Source organism: Vibrio sp. 10N.286.46.A8, assembly GCF_041470165.1.
GTDB lineage: Bacteria > Pseudomonadota > Gammaproteobacteria > Enterobacterales > Vibrionaceae > Vibrio > Vibrio tasmaniensis_A.
In genome coordinates this window covers 1-5,970 of sequence record NZ_JBFRLX010000200.1, presented here as the reverse complement: position 1 = coordinate 5,970, position 5,970 = coordinate 1, and the positions used below count along the sequence as shown (strand labels likewise).

The 5,970-nt window shown below is 43.8% G+C and carries 6 protein-coding genes; 5 read left to right on the top strand and 1 reads right to left on the bottom strand.

What is annotated here, in order from left to right; genetic code table 11:
* The first annotated feature begins 92 nt into the window (after positions 1 to 92).
* The gene (gene gloA / locus AB4232_RS18510) at positions 93 to 509 is read left to right on the top strand and encodes a lactoylglutathione lyase (protein ID WP_004734046.1); all 417 of its coding nucleotides are present in this window, start codon (positions 93 to 95) and stop codon (positions 507 to 509) included.
* 189 nt (positions 510 to 698) lie between these two features.
* Positions 699 to 1,133, top strand: coding sequence for a DUF2753 domain-containing protein (locus AB4232_RS18505; protein ID WP_012603530.1), 435 nt, complete (start codon positions 699 to 701; stop codon positions 1,131 to 1,133).
* 99 nt (positions 1,134 to 1,232) lie between these two features.
* On the opposite strand, the gene motY is transcribed toward AB4232_RS18505, so the two are convergent.
* Positions 1,233 to 2,114 (bottom strand): flagellar protein MotY, encoded by an 882-nt coding sequence (gene motY / locus AB4232_RS18500; protein ID WP_012603529.1) that lies wholly within the window; start codon positions 2,112 to 2,114, stop codon positions 1,233 to 1,235.
* Between the two features lie 188 nt (positions 2,115 to 2,302).
* Here motY and rnt point away from each other — a divergent pair, with 188 nt between their 5' ends.
* From rnt to AB4232_RS18485, 3 genes are all read left to right on the top strand, one after another.
* A complete protein-coding gene (rnt, locus tag AB4232_RS18495; protein WP_029222960.1) occupies positions 2,303 to 2,947 on the top strand; it encodes a ribonuclease T in 645 nt (214 codons plus the stop codon).
* 65 nt (positions 2,948 to 3,012) lie between these two features.
* Positions 3,013 to 4,338 (top strand): Na+/H+ antiporter family protein, encoded by a 1,326-nt coding sequence (locus AB4232_RS18490; RefSeq protein ID WP_012603527.1) that lies wholly within the window; start codon positions 3,013 to 3,015, stop codon positions 4,336 to 4,338.
* Positions 4,339 to 4,612: 274 nt separating this feature from the next.
* On the top strand, positions 4,613 to 5,956 hold the full coding sequence (locus AB4232_RS18485) for a response regulator (protein WP_372087711.1): 1,344 nt from the start codon (positions 4,613 to 4,615) through the stop codon (positions 5,954 to 5,956).
* Positions 5,957 to 5,970: the final 14 nt, after the last annotated feature.

Here is a 5,970-nt window from a genome sequence, read left to right as displayed (position 1 = left end):
AAGAAGCTAAGAAGCTAAACAATGCCGCATTTTTCTAGCGGCATAAAACAGAATTACAAAAACGTATACATAATTAAAGCTAGGAGCAAATCATGTCAAACGGCCGTATTTTACACACCATGCTACGCGTTGGTGATCTAGACAAGTCTATCGAGTTCTACACCAATGTAATGGGCATGCAGCTGTTACGTAAGAACGAGAATAAAGAGTACGAATACACACTGGCTTTCGTTGGCTTTGGTGACGAATCTCAAGGCGCTGTGATTGAGCTGACTTACAACTGGGGCACGACTGAATATGACCTTGGCTCAGCTTTTGGTCACGTTGCTATCGGAGTTGATGACATCTACACAACGTGTGACGCGATTAAAGCAGCAGGCGGTAATGTGACACGTGAAGCGGGCCCTGTAAAAGGCGGCTCTACTCACATCGCATTCGTTAAAGATCCTGACGGCTACATGATTGAGCTTATTCAGAACAAACAAGCAAGTGCTGGTCTAGAAGGTTAACCCTTCGTAGCCTCTGCAATATTTGGCTATGGAATAAACACTATAAGCGAGCATAAAGCTCGCTTTTTTTGTAGCTCTATTAATAATCGATATTCTTTACTAATTATTACAACATTCTCACTGATGAAACTTTACATGATAATAATTATCATTTAAATTAAGTCCCCTATTGATTAGTGAGGTAACACAATGATTAGCGAATGGGAAAAACACACGTTACTTGCCGATACGGCATTGCAGCTCGACGATCCTGTACAAAGTATTCTTCACTATCAGCAAGCATTGAGTTTAAGCGAAAAAATTACTGAACGTACCGATATCCAAGCGGACGAACGCTTACTTATCTCTGTGATTTCTTGTCACAACCTCGCTCAGTTTTGGCGATGGGCCGGCGATACTGAATATGAACTCAAGTATCTCCAATTGGCTTCAGAAAAAGTACTGACACTGATCCCGCAATGTCCCAATACGCAATGTTCAAGCTTCATTGACTCCATTGGTTGCTGTAAGAAAGCCCTTATCGATTTCATGAAACGCCATCCCAACCCTAAAATTGCTTCTATGGTGGAAAAGATCGATACCGCGACCAACTGTGAAATGATCGCCCGCTTCCGCTTGAACTAAACAAATTACGTTTAAACAACGACTCCAAATTTAAAATATAAAAAAGCCCGTCATCAGTGAAAACGGGCTTTGTCATTTCAAAACGAGCTATTGTTCAGCTTACACCTGTGTGCGACCTAAAGAGATAACAACACGTCGGTTTTTGTCTTTACCAATTGGCGAGTTGTTGTCAGCAATTGGACGACGCTTACCATAACCTTGTACTTGAATACGGTCTTCTGGCAAGCCTAGAGATTTAAAGTACTCTCTTAATGATTCCGCTCTGCGCTCTGAAAGATTCTGGCTAATACCTTTGCTATCGACGGAATCGGTGTATGTAGCCACCAGCACAAGGTCGATGTCTTGGTTATAGCGAACATAGTCGGCAATCTGGCTGAGTCTCTTACGTGAAGACTTATTCAACTGATCGCTGTTACGATCGTAGTGCAAGATAGTAAAAGAGATATCTTCGAAGCTGTAAGGCAATAAGTTGGCGATACAGTCACTGAACACATTATACTTTTCTTGGAATAATACCGATGATAGCGCAACTTCGATTCGCTGATCTCGGCTCTGCCACTCTTGATAGCTGAATGTCGGGTAACGCCCTTTCTCCAGCTCACTCAAAATACCCCAAGCGGTTTGACCACCAACATAGCCATCAAATTGTTGGAAGAACTTAATGGTCGTCATGCGGTCAGCACTTTCGCCCGGACGCCAAGCTGGCGGCATAGAGATCAAGCTTACATTGCGTGTCGCCCCCATTGGGCGACGCATTTTAAGCTCAAAATCCAAAATGATTTTTTTACTCGCGCGAGATGAAAACTCAGCATCACCGAAGTTGGGTATAGGGTGAACCAAGCGACATTCTAGTGGCGTGTTAGCCACCATCTCCCACGTCGACTGTAGAGGAGATGCTCCGTAACGCTTTTCTTGTGCCAATACCGATGACGACATAAGTAGCGAAAATAGCATTGAACCTGTTATGAGTTGTTTCTTCATAAAGTGGAGTATCTCTTAAGCAATTCGTTTAACAATGCAGCCAATTGCCGCATTTTTCCATCACGTTTGAATATGCAATTATCAAGCCGAAATAGGTCGGCTAATTTATGATTTATTGCCCTTCCCTAGTTTTTATCACTGCTATTATCTGCAATAATGCTGCCTTAATCACACATATTTGGGCTAACATGACTGTAGAAAACGAAGCTCTGACCCTTAAAAAACGCTTTCGTGGCTATTTCCCAGTGGTCATCGACGTGGAAACCGCAGGGTTTAACGCTGAAACCGATGCATTATTAGAAATCTGTGCCATTACACTAAGAATGGATGAGAACGGAGATCTGCACCCTGCATCAACGCTTCATTTTCACATTGAGCCTTTTGAAGGCGCAAATATAGAGCAGGCAGCATTAGACTTTAACGGAATTAAAGACCCATTTAGCCCATTACGTGGTGCTGTGTCGGAACAAGAAGCCCTTAAAGAAATCTACAAGCTTGTGAGAAAAGAACAAAAAGCTTCAGATTGCAGTCGCGCAATCATGGTCGCTCACAATGCTACGTTCGATTTAAACTTCGTTAATGCAGCAAGTGAGCGTTGTAAGCTTAAACGCGTCCCTTTCCATCCATTTGCAACTTTTGACACTGCAGCCCTTAGTGGTCTTGCCTACGGTCAAACCGTTTTGGCTAAAGCTTGCCGCACTGCGGGGATGGAATTTGACAACAAAGAAGCACACTCTGCTTTGTATGATACGCAAAAAACCACAGAGTTATTTTGCGGCATAGTAAACAAATGGAAAGCCCTTGGTGGTTGGCCTCTTGTTGACGAAGAATAACAAATAGAGTCGGTAAACGTTCACTCGTATTGCCTTCATAAAAAACACAACATCCCGAGAATAATATGAATCCTGTTGTAATTTCAGTTTGCATCATGCTTGTTTTAGCTTTGATGCGCGTAAACGTTGTCGTGGCTCTCACGTTCAGCGCAATTATCGGTGGCGTAGCCTCTGGTATGAGTGTGAACGATGCTGTAGCAGCGTTCGAAAGTGGATTAGGTGGCGGTGCAACTATCGCACTTAGCTACGCAATGCTTGGTACCTTTGCTGTTGCTATCTCTCGTTCTGGTATCACAGATCTACTTGCTCAAAGCGTCATTAAGCGCATTCACGGCAAAGAGAACAGTGCGGCATCTAATGGTCTAAAATATGGCATCCTTGCGTCTTTGATCTTAGTGACCATGTCTTCGCAAAACGTGATTCCTGTGCATATCGCCTTCATCCCAATTTTAATCCCACCTCTATTAGGCGTATTCGCAAAAATGAACCTAGACCGTCGTCTGGTTGCGTGTGTACTTACTTTTGGCCTGATTACTCCGTATATGGTTCTACCTATCGGTTTTGGTGGCATCTTCCTAAACAACATCCTGCTTAAAAACCTTCACGACAACGGTCTTGAAAACGTAGTAGCAAGCCAAGTACCAATGGCGATGTTGTTACCGGCTGCAGGCATGATCTTTGGTCTTCTTACGGCAGTATTCTTTACTTACCGTAAGCCTCGCCAATACAAAGAAACGTCTCATACTGTTGTTTCAACCGAAGTGAAAGAGATCAACAAGAAGCACATCCTAGTGGCTGCTGCGGGTATTGTTGCTGCACTAACGGTTCAACTATCGACAGGTTCTATGATCATCGGTGCTTTGGCTGGTTTCATGGTATTCACCTTTGGTGGTGTAATCGCTTGGAAAGAGACACACGATGTCTTCACTAAGGGCGTTCACATGATGGCAATGATCGGTTTCATCATGATTGCAGCGGCAGGTTTTGCAGCGGTAATGAAGCAAACTGGTGGCGTTGAATCTTTGGTTGAAGCGCTTTCAACCAGCATCGGTGACAACAAGCCTCTAGCGGCACTGCTTATGCTAATTGTTGGTCTATTGGTAACTATGGGTATTGGTTCTTCGTTCTCTACGATTCCAATCCTTGCAACTATCTACGTTCCACTAGCAGCAGCATTTGGTTTCTCACCTATGGCAACGATCGCTCTAGTAGGTACAGCGGCAGCGCTTGGTGATGCTGGCTCTCCAGCTTCTGACTCAACCTTAGGTCCAACATCGGGTCTTAATGCTGATGGTCAACACGAGCACGTATGGGAAACCGTAGTACCGACGTTCCTACACTACAACATCCCACTGATCGTATTCGGTTGGATTGCAGCCATGGTTCTGTAATTAGGTTCTGTAGTTAAAGAGTCCTACGCTAACTTTTATAAAGACCGCCTCGTGCGGTCTTTTTTGTATATAGTATCTTTCCCCTTTTATTTCTAACTTTAGAAACACGCTAACCTTCTGAACCAACATCACTCCCTATACATTATTCCGTACGTATTGATGTGCAACTTGTGGCTATTCATTAAATTCACTCCTACACTTAAGTGTTTAATAAATAAGCCGCTAATTCATAGACGACAAAGTGGCAAGGCTCAATACGTCAGAAGGCTACTATATGGATATACTCGCCCGATCGCGCTACCTCATCGTTGATGACAGCAGCGTCATTCAAAGTGCTACCCGCGCACTACTTATCAAGTTAGGCGTGCCTAACAACAATGTGATTAGCGCATCCAATGCACAAAACGCGATTGAGGCTTGTCGCGCACATCGATTCGACATCTTATTAATTGACCACGATTTAGGCTCAGGAAGCAATGGCTTGCAGTTGCTTGAGTTCTTGCAGCAAAAAGAATTAATCAGGCCAGTGACGATCGTCTTTATCGTCACTGGCAATGACAGCCAAGATACCTTCTTTGGTTATGCTAACTTAGAACCTGATGGTTATTTGATTAAGCCAATACGTGCAGATGACATCATAAAAAGAGTCACATCCGCACTCTCTCGACAGCAATACTTTTCGACATTAGAGCAGGCCTTTTTAAAGAATGGCCTCAATGCGGTAAAGCCACTCTTTGGCAAAGCCCCTGACCCGTCGACACTGAAAGATGCCATTATTTATATGGCGAATATTCTGATAAAAAACCAACAACTCGATGACGCACAAGCCATGTTGAATGGGCTATTGCAGCTCCATGATTACCTGCCCGCTAAAGTTAAGCTCATTGAAATACATATCCTCAAGCAGCACTATCACGACGCACTCCGTCAAATCGATGGCCTAATAGAAAGTAACCCGCGCAATATCAAACTTCAGCAACTTAAGGTCAAGATCTGTCTCAATACCAGTGATTTCGAATCCGCGAGCGACCTGATTGACCAAGTACTCACCGTGAACAGCAGTAATATTGAGTTAACCAACACCATGGTCTGGCTGCAGTTGCTAGATAAAAATGTCACACAAGCGACCCAACATCTCAAATCTCTCGCACAACTCATTCCTCACTCAATTTGGGATTCTACAGGTAAGCGAGCACTCATCTTATGGGCGGATAGTTTGGCGCTCACCCACGAAGAACTAACACTTTGGAAACCTGAAGCGACTTGGCAGAGGCTTTCTCACTCTGAAAAGTCTTACGCATTGAGCAAGCCGCTTCTAAAGCTTTGTCGTACCTTACAACTGATTCAACTCGATCAACATGAGGTTGCGACAGAGTGCATTGAGAGTATTTCGATAAACGAGTTTTCAGGCAATGATGTCGACGCGTTCTTCTTGTTGGCGCTGTGTTATCAAGCCTTAGGATTACAAGACAAAGTCGTTCAAATAAAGCGCCAAATTGACGTTCATTTAAAAGCGGATCACACGAACCTTGCTCTACTTCAACGTATGGCATTGCAGCAAGCTGATAATTTTTCACTCCCCACACTAACTAAAGCCCCTTTGGCTGCCGTTAGTTAAGCATGGCGATACTC